The 16,680-nt window shown below is 69.8% G+C and carries 11 protein-coding genes; 3 read left to right on the top strand and 8 right to left on the bottom strand.

The features are described from left to right. The first annotated feature begins 17 nt into the window (after positions 1 to 17). The 3 genes from ASD55_RS04060 (at position 18) to ASD55_RS04050 (ending at position 1,914) form a co-directional block, all read left to right on the top strand. Positions 18 to 647, top strand: coding sequence for a glutathione S-transferase (locus tag ASD55_RS04060; protein ID WP_056763901.1), 630 nt, complete (start codon positions 18 to 20; stop codon positions 645 to 647). A gap of 4 nt (positions 648 to 651) precedes the next feature. Further along, a complete protein-coding gene (locus ASD55_RS04055) occupies positions 652 to 927 on the top strand; it encodes a GIY-YIG nuclease family protein (RefSeq protein WP_056763899.1) in 276 nt (91 codons plus the stop codon). Between the two features lie 222 nt (positions 928 to 1,149). Beyond that, positions 1,150 to 1,914, top strand: a complete 765-nt coding sequence (locus tag ASD55_RS04050) for a TerC family protein (RefSeq protein ID WP_056763897.1) — start codon at positions 1,150 to 1,152, stop codon at positions 1,912 to 1,914. Here the strand turns inward: ASD55_RS04050 and ASD55_RS04045 are convergent. The 8 genes from ASD55_RS04045 to ASD55_RS04010 all read right to left on the bottom strand — a co-directional run bounded on the left by ASD55_RS04045 (position 1,911) and on the right by ASD55_RS04010 (position 16,641). Continuing rightward, a complete protein-coding gene (locus ASD55_RS04045; RefSeq protein WP_056763895.1) occupies positions 1,911 to 3,224 on the bottom strand; it encodes an ATP-binding protein in 1,314 nt (437 codons plus the stop codon). The two genes, ASD55_RS04050 and ASD55_RS04045, sit on opposite strands and share 4 nt — an antisense overlap. 37 nt (positions 3,225 to 3,261) lie before the next feature. Continuing rightward, positions 3,262 to 4,665 (bottom strand): sigma-54 dependent transcriptional regulator, encoded by a 1,404-nt coding sequence (locus ASD55_RS04040; protein WP_056763894.1) that lies wholly within the window; start codon positions 4,663 to 4,665, stop codon positions 3,262 to 3,264. Positions 4,666 to 4,720: 55 nt separating this feature from the next. After that, entirely contained in the window at positions 4,721 to 7,135 is a 2,415-nt protein-coding gene (locus ASD55_RS04035; protein WP_056763892.1) for an ADOP family duplicated permease, read from the bottom strand. Further along, positions 7,132 to 9,582 carry an ADOP family duplicated permease gene (locus ASD55_RS04030; protein WP_056763890.1) on the bottom strand — a complete coding sequence of 817 codons (2,451 nt, stop codon included), beginning with the start codon at positions 9,580 to 9,582 and terminating at the stop codon, positions 7,132 to 7,134. Before ASD55_RS04030 ends, ASD55_RS04035 begins: the two co-directional genes overlap by 4 nt. A 34-nt stretch (positions 9,583 to 9,616) precedes the next feature. Then, positions 9,617 to 12,052 carry an ADOP family duplicated permease gene (locus ASD55_RS04025; protein ID WP_056763888.1) on the bottom strand — a complete coding sequence of 812 codons (2,436 nt, stop codon included), beginning with the start codon at positions 12,050 to 12,052 and terminating at the stop codon, positions 9,617 to 9,619. A gap of 77 nt (positions 12,053 to 12,129) precedes the next feature. Beyond that, positions 12,130 to 14,562 (bottom strand): ABC transporter permease, encoded by a 2,433-nt coding sequence (locus ASD55_RS04020; RefSeq protein WP_056763886.1) that lies wholly within the window; start codon positions 14,560 to 14,562, stop codon positions 12,130 to 12,132. Beyond that, a complete protein-coding gene (locus tag ASD55_RS04015) occupies positions 14,559 to 15,323 on the bottom strand; it encodes an ABC transporter ATP-binding protein (RefSeq protein WP_056716876.1) in 765 nt (254 codons plus the stop codon). Before ASD55_RS04015 ends, ASD55_RS04020 begins: the two co-directional genes overlap by 4 nt. A 64-nt stretch (positions 15,324 to 15,387) precedes the next feature. Beyond that, positions 15,388 to 16,641 carry an HlyD family efflux transporter periplasmic adaptor subunit gene (locus ASD55_RS04010; protein ID WP_056763884.1) on the bottom strand — a complete coding sequence of 418 codons (1,254 nt, stop codon included), beginning with the start codon at positions 16,639 to 16,641 and terminating at the stop codon, positions 15,388 to 15,390. Between the last annotated feature and the right edge of the window lie 39 nt (positions 16,642 to 16,680).

Below are 16,680 nucleotides of genomic sequence, written 5' to 3'. Positions count from 1 at the left end.
CATTCGCGGACGTCGCCATGTACACGCTCTACTACTCCCCCGGTGCGGCCAGCATGCTGGTGCATCTGGTGCTGCTCGAAATCGGCGCGCCGCACGTGCTGGAGCGCGTGGACCTGGACGCCGGCCAGCAGCGCAGCGCGGCCTATCTCGCACTGAACCCGAACGGCGTGGTGCCGACCCTGGTCGTCGACGGCGTGCCGCATGGCGAAGCGGCGGCACTGGCGATGCTGCTGGCCGAACGGCATCCCGAGGCCGCGCTGGCGCCTGCGCTGGCCAGCGCGCAACGTGCCGATTGCCTGCAGCGGATGTTCCACCTGGCCAACGCGCTGCAGCCGCTGTTCCGCCAGTGGTTCTACCCCGGCGACCACCTGCCCGACGCCAGCGATGCCGTGAAGGAAGCCGCGCGCATCGGCATCGAGAAGTGCTGGTCGCAGCTCGATGCCCACCTCGCCACGCAAGGCCCGTACATGCTGGGCGAGCGCTTCAGCATCGTCGACCTCTACGCCCTGATGCTGATGCGCTGGTCGCGCAACATGCCGAAGCCCGCGACGAACTGGCCGCATCTGGCCGCACTGGCCACGCGACTGAAGGGCCGTCCGTCGTGGAAGCAGCTCTGTGCGGTTGAAGGCCTGATCGAGTGGGCATGAGGCCATGAGTGACGCCCCCGGCGCCGACGCCTGGGCGGTCTACCTGCTCGAATGCGCCGATGGCCGCGTCTACACCGGCATCGCCCGCGATCCCGCGCAGCGCTACGCGAAGCACCTCGCCGGCAAGGGCGCCCGCTTCACCCGCTCCAATCCGCCGCGGCAGTTGCTGGGCTGGGTATGGGTTGCCAGCCATGGCGACGCGCTGCGGCTGGAGATGGCCTGGAAACGCCTGCCGCGGGCGCAACGCATCGCGGCGCTGCGGGAAGGCATGTCGGCATGACGCGCACGAACGCGTGCTAGCATCACCCGTGAAGGGGAGTAGCTCCCACTCGCTGTCACCGTCAATACGGGCTTGACCCCGGTGCAGCGGCAAACCGCCAGGTTTGCGAGCAAGACCTTCGCCGTCCCACGGCGAAGCTGCGTCCATCACGAACGCCTTTGACGCCGTGGCTCCACCGCGCGACCACCCCGTCCTGCAGCCACCCACCTCAAAGAGATCCCCATGGAATCACTGGCCAATCCCGAAATCTGGATCGCCCTCGCGACGCTGACCGCACTGGAGCTGGTGCTCGGCATCGACAACATCATTTTCATCTCGATCCTGGCGGGCAAGCTTCCGCCGGAGCAGCGGGACAAGGCGCGCCGCCTCGGCATCGTGCTGGCCGCGATCACCCGGCTGGGCCTGTTGATGGCGATCGCCTGGATCGTCGGGCTGACCGCGCCGCTGTTCTCGCTGTTCGGCCACGCCTTCTCGTGGCGTGACCTGATCCTGGTCGGCGGCGGCCTGTTCCTGATCGGCAAGGCCACCCACGAAATCCACCAGAAGCTGGAAGGCGCCAGCGAGCAGGTGACCGTGGGCACGGCCACCGCGACGTTCGGCGGCGTGATCGTGCAGATCATGCTGCTCGACATCGTGTTCTCGCTGGACTCCATCATCACCGCGGTGGGCATGGTCGACGAGCGCTGGGTGATGGTCACCGCGATCCTCGCCTCGATCGGCTTCATGCTGGCTTTTGCCCGGCCGATCGGCGAGTTCGTGGAGCGCCATCCCACGGTCAAGGTGCTGGCGCTGAGCTTCCTGATCATGATCGGCCTGGTGCTGGTGGCCGACGGTTTCGGCCAGCACATTCCCAAGGGCTACATCTACGCCGCGATGGCCTTCTCGGTGTTCGTGGAGCTGATCAACCTGTGGATTCGGCGGCGCGCGAACCGGCAGGTGGCGCCGGTGGCGCTGCACGAGAAGTACACCGGAGGCGACGCCGGCTAGTCGCGCGCCAGCTCCAGCGGCAACCACAGCTGGGCGACGGCTCCGGGCGCGCCTTCGCGGGTGCCCAGGCTGACGCCGCCTTCGTGTGCTTCGGCGATCTGTCGCACCAGGGCCAGGCCGATGCCGGAGCCGCCGGGCTTGGTGGTGAAGAACGGCACGAACAGGTTGTCGCTGCCAGGCAGGCCGGGGCCGTCGTCGAGAATCTCGATCAGCACACGCTCGCCCTCGCTGCGCCAGCGCATCACCACCTCGCCCTTGCCGTTGAGGCTCGCCTCGACGGCGTTGCGCAGCAGGTTGATCAGCGCCTGTTCGAGCTGGTCGGGATCGGCCTGCAGCGACAGCGGCGGCCCGTCTTCGACGCGCACGACGAGGCGCTGCTCCAGCCGCGCCACCGCGGCAATGCGCTCGGCCAGATCGACGCTCCGCTTCTGCGGCGGCGGCAGCGCGGCCAGCTTGCTGTAGCCGGCCAGGAAACGGGCCAGCGATTCGGCGCGGTTGCCGATCACCTGCAGGCCGCCGCGGGCATCCTCGCGCCAGTCGTCGGGCAGCGGTTCGCGCGCGACCAGGCTGGCCAGCGTGCCGGCCAGCGAATGGATCGACGCCAGCGAGTTGTTGACCTCGTGGCCAAGCACACGCAGCAGCCGCTGCCAGGCCTGGCGCTCTTCCTCGCGCAGCGCGCGGCCGACGTCGTTGACGACCAGCAGCTGGCCGTTGCGGCCTTCGTTGCGCAGTGGCGCGTGGCGAATCTCGAAGCGGCCGCTGCGGCCGGGAAACACGTGCCGCACGACCTGCGCCGATGGCGCGGCGAGCAGCGCATCGAGGCCCAGCTCGTCCGCGCGGCGGCCCATCAGCGCGTGGCGCTCGCCGGTGAGCAGGCGTTGCGCGGCGGGATTGAGCAGGCGCAGGCGGACGTCGCTGTCGAACACGAACACGGCGCTATCCAGCGAGGCCAGCGTCTTGCCCAGCAGGCGCGCCGAATCCTCCGATTGCAGGCGCTCGCGCTGCAGCCGGTCGGCCAGCGCGTTGATGTCGTAGATCGCCTCGCCCAGCACGCCGCCGCTCACCCCGCGCAGGCTGTAGTCACCTTCGCGCAGCGCCTCGAGCAGGCCGACCAGGGTGTACAGCGGATACACCACGCGCCGGTGCTGCCAGCGGGCGAGCATCGCGGTGAGCACCAGCACGGCGACGGCGAGCAGCCAGCACAGTTCGACCTCGGGCCGCCCCGTCAGCAGCACGATCGCCAGCGCCGCCAGTGCAGGCAACGCCACCAGCCAGCCGCCGGACAGCACGCGCCGCTCGAATGCGGGCATGCGCGCGCGGCGCCGCGATGGCGCCCTGGCCACGGGTTCAGCCATCGTCGTCACTGGCGGGATCGCGCAGCGCGTGCTTTTCCATGCGGCGGTAAAGCGTCTGGCGGGTGATCCCCAGCGCATCGGCGGCATGCTGCAGGTTGCCGTCGTGACGTTCCAGCGCGCGCCGCACCAGATGCGCCTCGGCCTGATCGATGGTCATGTCGTCGAGCTCGGTCGACGCCGCCGCCGTGCCACCACCCGGGCCGGGACCGAAAGCCAGCGCCGAGTCGCTGACCAGATCCTGCTCGGCCAGCAGCGCGGCGCGTTCCATCAGGTGGCCCAGCTCGCGCACGTTGCCCGGCCAGCGCCAGGCCAGCAGCGCGCGCTCGGCCGACGGCGCCAGGCGCAGATCGTGACGGCCATAACGCGCGGCGCTGCGTTCGAGGAAGCTGCGCGCCAGTGGCAGGATGTCGTCGCGGCGTTCGCGCAGCGGCGGCAGGCGGATTTCCAGCGTGTTGAGTCGATACAGCAGGTCCTTGCGGAAGCGCCCCGCCTCCACCTCGACGGCCAGGTCGGCATTGGTGGCCGAGACCAGCCGCACGTCCGCGCTCTGCGTGCGCGAGGAGCCCAGCCGCTCGAACTCGCCATCCTCCAGCACGCGCAGCAGCTTCGGCTGCTGCGAGATCGGCACGTTGCCCACTTCGTCGAGGAACAGCGTGCCGCCGTCGGCCAGCTCGTAGCGACCGATGCGTTCGCTCTTGGCGTCGGTGTACGCGCCGCGCACGTGGCCGAACATTTCCGACTCGAACACGTTCTCGGCGATGCCGCCCATGTTGACCTTGACCAGCGCCTTCGCCGCGCGTCGCGACTGCGCGTGCAGCGCCTGCGCGATGACGCCCTTGCCGGTGCCGTTCTCGCCCAGCACCAGCACGTTGGCGTCGCTGGGCGCGACCCGCGCCACCAGTTCCATCACCCGGCGCATCGCCGGCGACTCGGCGATCAACGCTTCGCCGCCACCGCGCAGCAGCGCGTTCTCCGCCTCCAGTCGACGCTGCCGCCGCGCCCCTTCGCCCAGCGCGATCTGCGTGCGCACGATGCTGAGCACGCGCGCGTTGTCCCACGGCTTCTCGATGAAATCGCCGGCGCCGCGGCGCAGCGCATCCACCACCAGCGGCACGTTGCCCCACGCCGTCATCACCACCACTGGCAGCTCCGGCACGTGCTGGCGCAACGCATCGAGCAGGGCCAAGCCTTCCTCGCCCGAGGTGGTGTCGCGGGTGTAGTTGAGGTCGATCAGCGCGCAGCTGAAATCGCGCTGGCGCACCGCCTCCAGTGCGGCCGAGGGACCATCCACGCCCACGCTGGCGAAGCCTTCGGACTTCAGCAGCAGGCGCAAGGCCTCGCGCACGTCGGCCTGGTCGTCGACCAGCAGGACGGTGGGATTCGATTCGCGTGTCATGTCGTTCCGTTCACGGGTTCAGCGAAGCATATCGGCTCCGGTGCGCGGGAGCGCATCAGTCGTAGCGCAGCGCAATGGCCGGCGCCACGCGCAGCGCGCGAATCATCGGCACCAGTGACGCAGACATTGCCACCAGCACCACCACCAGCAGTACCGGCACGAACACCCGCATGTCATGCGCCTGCGTGTGCAGGTTGGGGTCGGCCAGCAGGCCCGACCACGGCCACGCCAGCAGCAGGCCGATGCCCAGCCCGAGGCCCAGCTGCCACAGCAACTGCCGCGCGACCTCGCGCACGATCGCGGCGTTGCCCGCACCGATCGCGCGGCGTATCCCGAATTCCCGCGTGCGCTGCGCCACCGAAAAGGCCAGCACGCCATACAGTCCGGCGGCCGCAAGCAGCAGCGCGATCAGACCCAGCGCGCTGAATACCTGGGTCAGCACCAGCAAGCCGATCCGTCCGGAAGCCATCAGGTGCGACTGGCTGTGCACGTAGTGCACGGCGGCCTGCGCATCCACGCTGTGCACCAGTGCCGTGAGGCGCGGCCCGTAGGCATGGGCATCCGCCCGCGTGCGCACGGCCAGGCCAACGGCGGCCAGCGGCGACATCCCCTGCGACTGCTGCAGCGGCACCAGGAATCCCGGCACCGATCGCTCCATCTGGGTATCCAGCTGCAGCGGCTCGATCACGCCGACCACGGTGACGGTGGTCGCCCACGGCTGCTCGGGATAGAGCACCAGCGATTGACCCACCGCCTCCTGGCCAGGCCACAGTGCGACGGCGGTCTTGTGATCGATCACCGCGACCGGCTGGCTGTCGGCACGATCGCGCGTATCGAAGAACCGGCCGGACAGCAGGCGCACGCCGTAGGTGTCGAGGAAGTGCCCGTCGACGATGCCCATCTGCGCTTCGGTCCAGCCGCCGGACGGACGCGAGCGTCCCTTCGCGCCGATCATTTCGTGGCTGCCCAGCCGCGCGCCGGGCACGGTGTTGGCGGCCGTGGCATCCAGCACCTGCGGGTCCGCGCGCAGGCGTTCGGCCAGCGTGTTGAAGAAGCGGATGCGCTGCTCGTCCTTCGCATACGCTTTCGGCGGCAGCGCCACCTCGGCGGTCAGCACATGGCTGGCATCGCCACCGCCGGCCGCGGGCACCGCCAGCAGCTGATTCAGCGAGCGCACGAAGGTGCCGGCGCCGACCAGCAAGACCACGGTCAGCACGATTTCCATCACCACCAGGCTTTTGGCGATACGCGCAAACGCGCCGCCCGAGCCCTTGCTGCCTTCGCGCAGCGCATCCTGCATGTCGGCGTGCGAGGCGCGCCACGCCGGTATCAGTCCGGCCAGCGCCGTGGTGAGAAACGCCACGGCGACGGCGAACATCAGCACGCCGCCGCTGATGCCGAAATGCTGGAAGCCGGGAGCCTGCCGGTCCGCCGTCATGTAGGCGGAGATGATCCAGCGATTGCCCCAGTGCACGATCGGCAGCGCCAGGGCCAGCGACATCATGCCGAGCATCAGACTCTCCGCCAGCACGGCAAGCATCAGCCGGCCACGGCTGCTGCCCAGCGCACTGCGCAAGGCCAGTTCGCGACGCCGGCTCAGAGTCTGCACCAGTTGCAAATTGGCCACGTTGACGCAGGCCAGCAGCAACACCAGCGCGGCGGCGGCGAACATCAGCCAGACCCAGCGCAGCATGTCTTCGGGCGCAAAACTCACCGCCAGCGGCTTGGCCGTCAGGGCCTGCTGCATCTGCCACGACTTCGACCGCTGCCGCAGCTGGCCGTCCAGCGCACCCAGCTGCGAACGCGCCTGGACCAGGCTGACACCGGGCTTGAGCCGCCCGGCCATGTACACGGAATCGTGCTGCCCTGCGCGAGGTTGCAGCGGCATCCACAGCTGGCTGACACCCGGAAAGCCGAACGCCGCCGGCAGCACGCCGACCACCGTCGCCCACTCGCCATTGACGCGCACGGCACGCCCGATCACCGCGGGGTCGGCGTCAAACCCGTGCCGCCACAAGGTCTCGCCGATCAATACCACCGGGGCGGCGTCGGGCACGTCGTCCGCCGTGCCGAAGCCGCGCCCCAGCAACGGCTTGACGCCCAGCAGATCCATCATCGACGAGGTCCACAAGGTGCCGCTGTAAAAGCTGGTGCCGTTGCCATGGTCCATGCCCAGGCCGACCGATGCATAGGCACCATCCTCATCCAGTCCCTGCAGTCGGCCATGCAGGTCGAGGTACTGGCTGCTCTCGATATCGCCGATGCCGCTGCCGTTGTCGTGCACCTCGCCGATCGCCAGCAGCCGATCGGCATGCGGGAACGGCAGCGGCTGCAGGACCAGGGTGTCGATCAGGCTGAACAGAAACAGCAGCACGCCCAGGCCGACGCCCAGCATGCCGGTCGACAGACAGGTGTAACCCGGCCGCGCCAGCAACCGCCGCCATGCACCGCGAAATTCGCGCACGATCATTCCCTGCTCCCCCGCAACGCGCGCATCGGATGAACCCGGCCGGCACGCAGCGCCGGCACCAGGCAGGCCAGCACACCGGCCACGGCCAGCACCGCGCAGACGCCGCCGATGGCCACCGGGTCGACCGCGCCGCGGCCGATGTCTTCCAGCACCGCGCGCAGCACGCCGGACAGTCCCAGCGCGAGGCCGACGCCCAGCACCAGGCCAAGCCCGATCTGCCACAGCCCGCCGCGCAGCACCAGTCGCATCAAGCGCCATGGCGAGGCGCCCAGCGCGCTGCGCACGCCGAACTCGCGTTCGCGGGCGGCCACCGCCACCGCCATCACCGCGTACATGCCGGCCGCGGCGAGCAGCAGCGCCAGCGCGGCGAAGATGCCGACCAACAACAGGTTGAGGCGCATGTCCGCAGTGGTGCTGCGCACGATGCCCTGCATGCTGCGTACGTTGGCGATCGGCTGGTTCGGCGCGACGGCGGTCACCGCCGCCGCCAGCGCATCGCGCCACGCGTTCGGGTCGCCATGGCCGCGCAGCGCGAAGCGCATCGGTTCGAAGCTGCGGAAAATCGCCATGGCGTTGTCGGTCATCTGCGCCAGCGGCACGTACAGCACTTCCGGCTGTTCTTCCAGCGGACCGAACTGGTTGGTGTCACCGACCACGCCCACGATCCGCGCCGACCACAGTCCGGCATGGTCGCCGCGCTCACCGCGCTGGATCAGCTTGCCGAGGGCCTGGCCGCCATAGTGCTTCTGCGCCATCGCCCGGTTGATGATCGCCACCGGCTCGCCGCCGCGGATATCGTTGCGACCGAACGTGCGCCCCTCATGCGTGGCGATGCCGAACAGCGCGAAGAAGTCGGGGTCGACGCCGCGGTACTGCGTGTTGAACATCTCCCCGCTACCGGGCAGGTGCAGGCCGCCGAGGTTGAACTGGCCACTCCACAGGTCCGCCGGAAGATTGGTGGTGGAGGTCACCGTGGTCACGCCGGGTATCGCGCGCAGACGTTCAAGCACGCGCGTCGACAGGCGCTCCACCGCGGCGGCGTCGGGATAGTCGGCCAGCACCGGCGCCAGCTCGAAGGTGAGGATGCCGTCGCTGTCGAAACCCAGCGGCGTGCGCGCGGCGTCGTACAGCGTGTGCAGGAACAGGCCCGCGGCACTGAGCAGCGCGGTCGCCAGCGCCACCTGGGCCACCACCAGCACGCGGCCCAGCCGACCGCTGTGCGGGCCCAGCCCGCTGCGTCCGCCTTCGCGCAGTTCGTCGATCCCGGTGACGCGGCGCCCGCGCCACAGACCCAGCGCCGCGGCCAGCAGCGCACCGCCCAGCCCGACCAGCAGGGCCAGCAGGGCCAGCAGCCATGTCGCGGCATCGAAATGCAGCCGACCATTCGGCAACCACTCCGCCGGCATGTGGCTTTGCAAGGCGCCAAGGCCGATCATCGCCAGCAGCATGCCGACCAGCGCACCGGCGACGCCGACCAGCAGCGCTTCGGCCAGCGCCGGCAATGCCAGCCGCGACATCGGCGCGCCCAGTGCACCGCGCACCGCGGCATCGTGGCTGCGCGACAGCGCACGCAGCAGCATCAGGTTGGTCAGGTTGACCAGGGCGATCAGCAACACGAACAGTGCACTGGCGAGGAACAGCGTCAGCACGTGGCCGGCATCGGCATGCTGCCAGGCACTGAACGGCTGCGCGCCGAAGTGGGCACGCCTCCAGTCATCGTTGCCCAGCGCGACGTACATCGCGTGCAGGCGCGTGTCGACCTCGGCCGCCACCGTGGCGGCGGCCACACCGGCGTTGGGGCGCAGCAGCGCCATGTAGTTGGTGCCGTCATTGACGGTGTTCGGCGGCAGCGCGGCGGGCAACACCACGTCGCCCGCGAAGCCCAGCGCGGCGAAGTCTTGCGGCAACACGCCGACGATGGTGCGCGGCGTGCCTTCGATCGAAATGCTGCGGCCGATCACGCCGGCGTCGCCGCCATAACGGCGCTGCCAGAAACCGTGGCCCAGGATCACCACCTGCGGCCCGTGCGGCCGGTCCTCCTCGGCGCTGAAGTTGCGACCAAGCTGCAGGGACAGACCGACCGTCGGCAGCAGGCCGCGATCGGCGTAGCTCGCCGGCACCAGCTCCGGCTGGCCGCCACCGGCGATGTTCAACTTCGGGCCATCCTGGATCAGGCCGAGCGATTGCACGCCTTCCAGCGACTGCATGTGCTGGTACTGCTGCGGCGACACCGCGCTGACATGGTCGCCGTTCCAGGGACCGGCCACCAGCAGCCGCGAGGCCTGCGGCACCGGCAGCGGCTGCAGCAGCACCTGGTCGATCAGGGTGAACACAGCGGCAGTGCTGCCGACGCCCAGCGCCAGCACGCCGGCCGCCAGCAGCAGGAAACCGGGACGCCGCAGACTCGCGCGCCAGGCACGCCAGATTTCCGCCAGCCAGATGTTCATCGCGAAAGCTCCCGCGTCATGTGCTTCATCGTCGCTACTCTCCGCGCAAGGCGCGCATGGGATGGGTTCGACCGGCGCGCAGCGCCGGCACCAGGCAGGCCAGCAAACCGGCGAAGGCCAGCACCACGCACACGCCGGCCAGCGCCCACGGATCGAAGGCGCGGCGACCGAGCTGCTCGATCAGCGCGCGCAACAGGCGGGTGAACACCAGCGCCATGCCGACGCCCAGCACCAGCCCCGCCGCGATCTGCAGCAGGCCGCCACGCAGCACTAGGGCGACCAGCCGCGAAGGCTGCGCACCGAGCGCCATGCGCACGCCGAATTCGCGTTCGCGCGCGGCCACCGCCACCGCCATCACCGCATACAACCCGGCCGCGGCCAGCAACAGCGCGAGCGTGGCGAATACACCGATCAGCAGCAGGTTCAGTCGCGCGTCGGCGGTGGTCTGCTCGACGATGCTGCGCATGCTGCGCAGCCTGGCGATGGGTTGCTCGGGCGCCACCGCAGCCACCGCCTCGCGCACGCCGGCGCGCCAGTCATCCGGATTGCCGTGGCCGCGCACCGCGAAACGCAGCGGTTCCAGCTCGCGGAAGATCGCCATCGTGGGCGCCGGCAGTTGCGCCAGCGGCAAATACACCACCGGCAGCGGCGGATGCAGCGGGCCGCGCTGCCAGGTGCGGGGCACCACGCCGACGATGCGCATGGGCACGGGTGCCGCATTGCTCACCTCGATGTCGAGCTGCTGGCCCAGCGCGCGACCGTGATACCACTGGTCGGCCAGATCCTGGCTGATGATCGCCACCGGCGCGCCGCCTTGCTGGTCCGTCAGCGCGAAGTCGCGTCCCTCGCGCAGGTGCATGCCGAACACCTTGAAATAGTCCGTGCCGATGCCCTTCACCTGCGACTGGAATTCACCGCCCGTGGGCGTGCGCATGCCGTTGTTGAACGAGCCGAAGATGTCGTCGCTGGTGGGCAGGTTGGTGGTCACCGCCGCGGCGCTCACGCCGGGCAGGATGCGCAGGCGCTCGACCAGCTGCCGGGTCATGGCCAGCATCGACGCGGTGTCCGGATAGTGGCCTTTCACCGGCGCCAGTTCGAACGTGAGCACGCCGGTTTCCGTGTAGCCCAGCGGCTGGCGCGAGGCATCGCCGATGGCACGCACGAGCAGGCCGGCGGCGCACAGCAGCACGGTCGCCAGCGCCACCTGCGCCACCACCAGGCCGCGGCTCAGGCGGCCACGGTCGATGCCGACGCCGCTGCGCCCGCCTTCGCGCAATGCCTCGACACTGGCCGCGCCCCGGCTGCGCAGCACGCCGAACGCGGCCGCCAGCACTGCGCCCAGCAACCCCATGCCGAAAGCGAGCTGCCAAGCCGTGGCGCCCACCTGCACCTGGCCGCCCCAGCGCCACGAAGCGGGAATGGCCCCCTGCAGCAAGGCCAGCCCGACCAGCGCCAGCGCCATGCCCGCCAACGCCGCCACGACACCGATGAGCAGGCCCTCGGCCAGCGCCGGCAGCAGGCTGCGCCAGCATGACGCGCCCAGTGCATGGCGTACCGCCACGTCATGCTGGCGCGCCAGCGCGCGCAGCATCATCAGGTTGGCCAGATTGACCAGGGCGATCAGCAACACCAGCGCCGCGCTGGCGAGGAACAGCAGCAGCAACGGCCGTGCCTCCTGCTGGAACGCGGCGGCATAGCCTTGCGCGCCGAAGCGCGGCTTCTTCCAGTTGCCGCCCATGCCCATGTCGCGAAACATCGTGCGCTCGGCGGCATCGACCTGCGCCGACGCGGTGGCGATGTCCACGCCATCGGCCAGGCGCGCGATCACCTGGTGGCCGTTGTGGTTGTAGTCGTGGCTCACCGCCGGCAACGCACTCGGCAGCACCACGTCGCCCGGCCCCAGCAAGGTGTTGAAGGCCGCCGGCAGCACGCCCACGATGGTGTGGGGCACGCCCTCCACTTTCAGCATGCGGCCCACCACGCCCGGGTCGCCCGCATAGGCGCGTTGCCACAGCCCATGGCCGAGCAGCACCGCCTTCGGCCCGTTCGGGCGATCCTCTTCCACGCTGAAGTTGCGGCCCAGCGCGGGACGCAGAGCCAGCGTGGGCAACAGGCCGCGATCCATCTCGATCAGCGGTACCTGCGACGGCGCGCCCGCTCCGGCGATGTTCGCCGCGGTACCCATGTGCACCAGCCCCATCGACGCCAGCCCCGCCGGTGACGCCAGCGACTGGTACTCGTGCGGCGAGATGGAGCCGACCTGCGCGTTGCCGTGCAGGGGCCCGATCACCACCAGCCGGTCCGCCTGCGGCGCCGGCAACGGGCGCCACAAGGTGTTGGCGATCAGCACGAACACCGCCACGCTGGCGCCGATGCCCAGCGCCAGCACGCCGCTGGCCAGCAGCATGAAGCCGGGCCGGCGCAGGCTGCCGCGCCACGCGCGGAGGATTTCGGCAAGCCAGATACTCATGCGGACATTCCCCTGCGCCAGCCGTCGGTGACTCGGGAGCGCAACGGCATCGGGTCTTGCGACGTGACATCCATGGATCAATCCCCCTGAAGAACGCGCATCGGTTGCACCCGGCCTGCACGCAGGGCGGGCGAGAGGCAGGCAAGCACGCCGAAGGCCAGCAACAGCACGCAGATGCCGCCTGCGATCCATGGGCCGAGCAGCGCATGTGAGCCGAGTTGTGCGAACGAGGCGGCGAATATCCGCGGGAAGGCGGCGGCCAGGGCCAACCCCAGCACCAGGCCGATCACGATCTGGGCCATCCCGCCGCGCAGCACCAGCGCGGCCAGTCTTGCCGGCGACGCGCCCAGGGCGGAGCGCACGCCCAACTCGTGTTCGCGCGCCGCCACCGCGACCGACATCACCGCGTAGAGGCCGACTCCGGCGAGCAGCAAGGCCATCGTCGCGAATACGCCGCAGATCCAGATGCCGGTCCGCGCGCCACCCGATGCCTCGGCAACGATCGAACGCATGCTGCGCACCTGGGCGATCGGTTGCTGCGGCGCCACCGCGGCGATGACTTCGCGCAGCGCCTTGCCGTAGCCGGCGGCATCGCCGCGCACGCGCAAGGCGAAATGCATCGACTCGTTGCTGCGGAAGCCGGCCATGAGCGCATCGGGCATCTGCGCCAGCGGCACGTAAAGTTCCGCCGGCATCTTCGACTCGTCGCCCGGCGGGTAGGTGTCGTCGACCACGCCCACGATGCGCGCCGTCCACGGCTTGCCCGGATGCACCGTGTCGTCCATCTGCACCTGCTGGCCCAGCGCCTTCCCGCCATACATCCGCTCGGCCATGGTTTGGCCGATGACGGCCACGGCCTCACTGCCGCGTCCCTCCTGTGGCGTGAACAGCCGGCCACGCTGCAAGTGGATGCCGAACACCCGGAAATAGTCCGCGCCCACGCCACGATAGAGAACGAACGCCGGCGCATCGCCGTGCGCGTGTGCGGCGATGCCGAAGGAACCGAGGTAATCGTCCACCGGCAGGCTGGTGGACGCCGTGGCGTCAAGCACGCCAGGCAGCTGGCGCATGCGCTCGACCAGCCGTTGCGACAACGCCGTCACCGCCTGTACATCCGGGTAGTCGGCCTGCACCGGAGCGAGCGCAACCGTCGCCACGTTGGTGTCGTCGAAGCCCCATGGCGCGCGTGCATCGTCCCAGGACTTGCGCAGGAAAATCCCGCAGGCACCCAGCAGCACCACCGTCAGTGTTACCTGCGCGATCACCAGTGCGCGGCTGAGCCGGCCCTGGTAATGCGTGGCGCCGCTGCGGCCGCCCTCGCGCAGGTCGTCGAAGGAAACGATGGCGCGGGCACGCCACAGCCCCAGCGCCGCCGATACCAGCGTCGACAGCAGCGATACCAGCACCACCAGCAGCAGCGTGTGCGTCCCCAGATGCAGCTCGCCGCCGATGGCTTCGGGCGGAATGATGCTGCGCAACGCCGCCACGCCCGCCAGCGTCAACAACACGCCGAAGCCGGCACCCAACAGGCCCACCAGCAGGCTTTCGACGAACAACGGCGCACCCTGGCGCCAGCGTGGCGCGCCCAGCGCACTGCGCACCGCGGTGTCGCGCTGCCGTGCCAGTGCGCGCAGCAGCAACAGGTTCGCCTGGTTGACCAGGGCGATCAGCAAGACCAGCAACGCGCTGGCCTGGAACAGCACCAGCACGCGGGCACCCTGCACGTGCAAGGCGGTGTGATAGTCGGTGGCGCCGTAACGAAAGTGGTCGTCGCGTTTGTCGGGCGAACGGGCGGCATCCGCCCGCAATCGCGCATCCACCTGCGCACCCACCGCGGCAGGGTCCGCATCGTCGGCGAGGCGGGCGATCGCGAGATAGAGGTGCTGGTCGCCGGCACCATCGGGCGTCAACATGGCCGGCAGCATGATGTCGCCTCCCGTGCCCGCCGCAACGAAGGCCTCGGGAAGCACGCCGATGATGGTGTGCGGCGTGCCTTCGACTTTCAGGGTCCGGCCAATCGCGGCCGGATCGCCCGCGTACTGGCGCTCCCAGAAATCGTGGGTAAGCATGACCACCGGCGGCCCGTGCGGGCTGTCCTCGCCGGCAACGAAGTTGCGTCCCAGCTGCGGCTGCATGCCGAGCGTGGGCAGCACGCTGCGATCGGCGTAGGTGGCCTGCACCCGCTGCGGCACGCCATCGCGCTGGATGTTGACCACCGGCGTGGCGAACGCGAGCAGGCCGATCGAGCGCACGCCATCCAGTTTTTGCAGCTCCGCGTACTGCCGCGTGGAAACCCTTGGCGGCCACCGGGGCATCAGCTTGCCCACGGCCACCAGCTGTGATGCCTGCGGCAGCGGCAACGGCTTGAGCAGCACCTGGTCGATCAGGTTGAACGCCACCGCACTGGCCCCCACGCCCAGCGCCAGCACGCCGCTGGCCAGCAGCAGGAAGCCTGGCTTGCGCAAGCTGGTGCGCCATGCACGCCAGATCTCGGCCAGCCAGACTTTCACGCGTCGACTTCCACGCGCTGGCCGATCAAGGCGTCGATGCGCTGCTCGTCTTCGCGGCGCAGCCGCTCGAAGGTTTCCTCGTCCACCACGCGGCCGTCGAACATGCGGATCTTGCGCTGGGCCAGTTCGGCGTAGCGGCTGTCGTGGGTGACCATGCAGATGGTGGCGCCACCCTTGTGCAGTTCGTCGAGCAGGGCCATCACCGCCTCGCCGTTGCGCGAGTCGAGGTTGCCGGTGGGTTCGTCGGCGAGCAGGATCGCAGGCCGGCCGACCAGGGCGCGCGCCACGGCCACGCGCTGCTGCTGGCCGCCGGAAAGTTGCGCCGGGAAGTGCCGCATGCGGTGCGCCATGCCCACGCGCTCCAGCGCCTCCTGCACCCGCTCGCGCCGTTCGCCGGCACCGATGCCGCTGCGGTAGGTCAGCGGCAGCTCCACGTTTTCCTGCACGCTGAGGTCACCGATCAGGTTGAACGCCTGGAAGATGAAGCCGATCTCCGCGTTGCGGATGCGGGCGCGCTCGGCCGCGTTCATCGCGGCCACATCGTGGCCGTTCAACACGTAGCTGCCGGCGCTGGCCGTGTCCAACAGCCCAAGAATCGACAGCAGCGTGCTCTTGCCGCAGCCGGACGGGCCGGAGATCGAAACGTATTCGCCCCGGCGGACGTCCAGATGCACGTCGCTCAACGCGTGCGTTTCCACCTCATCGGCCTGGAACACCTTGCGGATGCCGCCGAGGGTGATGACGTTGCTGGTGTCGTTCATGCGGTCGTCCTGTTGAAGAAAAGTCCGGGAAGATGTCGATCATGCTGCCGTGCCGCTGCTCGAATCAGCGCAGGCGCAGCTGGTCATACTTGCCCCACTGGCTGGTGTCGGAAAGAATCACACGATCGCCCGGCTGCAGGCCCTGCATTATCTGCACCCGATCGACCGAGGTGGCGCCCACCCGCACCTTGATGCGGCTGGCGGTGTTGCCGGAGGCGTCGAGACGGAACAGGCTGGCCTCGCTGTTCGGCTCGACTTGGGCCGGGCGTCCCATCGACAGCACCTGCTTGAGTTCGGCGATGCGGATGCGGCCGTCCACGGAAAGATCGGGACGCGCCCCGGCAGGCAGCGCGCCGGACGGCGTCACGTCCACCTGCACACTGCCGTCCACCACCGCCGGATCGATGCGGGTGACGGTGCCGTCGATCATGCCGTTATAGGTATTCACCTGGGCGGCCATGCCCAGCGCCACGTCCTTGGCCTGCACCTCGGGCACGCGCAGCCGGGCGATCAGCACGTCGCCGCGCGCCACCCGCGCCAGGTCCGCCCCGGCGGCCACCTGCTGGCCTTCCTGCACCGCGACCTGCTGCAAGGTGCCGGCGATGCCGGCGCGCACCTGCAGCGCGTCGGATTGGCGCTGGCGCAGCAGCAGGTTGCTTTGCTGCAGCTGCAGTTCGGCCCGCACCGCCGCCATCTGCGCCGCGATGCCGGCGCCGAACGCCTGCACGCGCTGCTGCTCCACGTCGGTCCGATGCTGCAGCTGTTTCAGAGCGATCAGCTCCTGCTCGTACTGCACCCGCGGAATCAGGTTCTTTTCCATCGCCTTCGCATCGGCCTCGCTGCGCACCTTCGCCGACGCGTAGTCGGCCTGGGCCTGGGCCAGCGAGGAACGCTCGTCCAGCAACTGCGACTGCAAGGCGGCCTGCTTCGCGGCCACCTGCGCTTCTGCCGCGGCGACCTGCGCCTGCGCATTGCGCAGGTCGCTGTCCACCTGCGGGCTGGACAGCCGCAGCAGCACTGTGTCGGCCTCCACGCGGGTACCCGGCCATACTTCGATCTTGCTCACCTGGGCGCTGGTCTGCGCCGCCAGCCAGTGGATGTCGCGCGGCACCAGGGTGCCCGGCGCGCGCACCTCGCGCAGCATGTCGCCACGCTGCACGGTATCGATCCAGGCCGCGGACCGTTCCACCGTAGGCAGCGCCGGCCCGAGGTTGACGGCGCCGACGACGAGTCCCGCCAGCAGCAACACGCCGCCGGCGATGGCGAGTTGGCGGCGACGACGTTTGCGCTGGGCGGCGAGCGGGTTGGCGATATCCATGAGCCGATCAGAGCAAGGCCCGTGCCACGCAGGCAGATG

This window comes from Rhodanobacter sp. Root561 (assembly GCF_001427365.1).
GTDB lineage: Bacteria > Pseudomonadota > Gammaproteobacteria > Xanthomonadales > Rhodanobacteraceae > Rhodanobacter.
The sequence above is the reverse complement of the archived record's forward strand: the minus strand, read 5'-3'. Positions and strand labels throughout refer to the sequence as shown.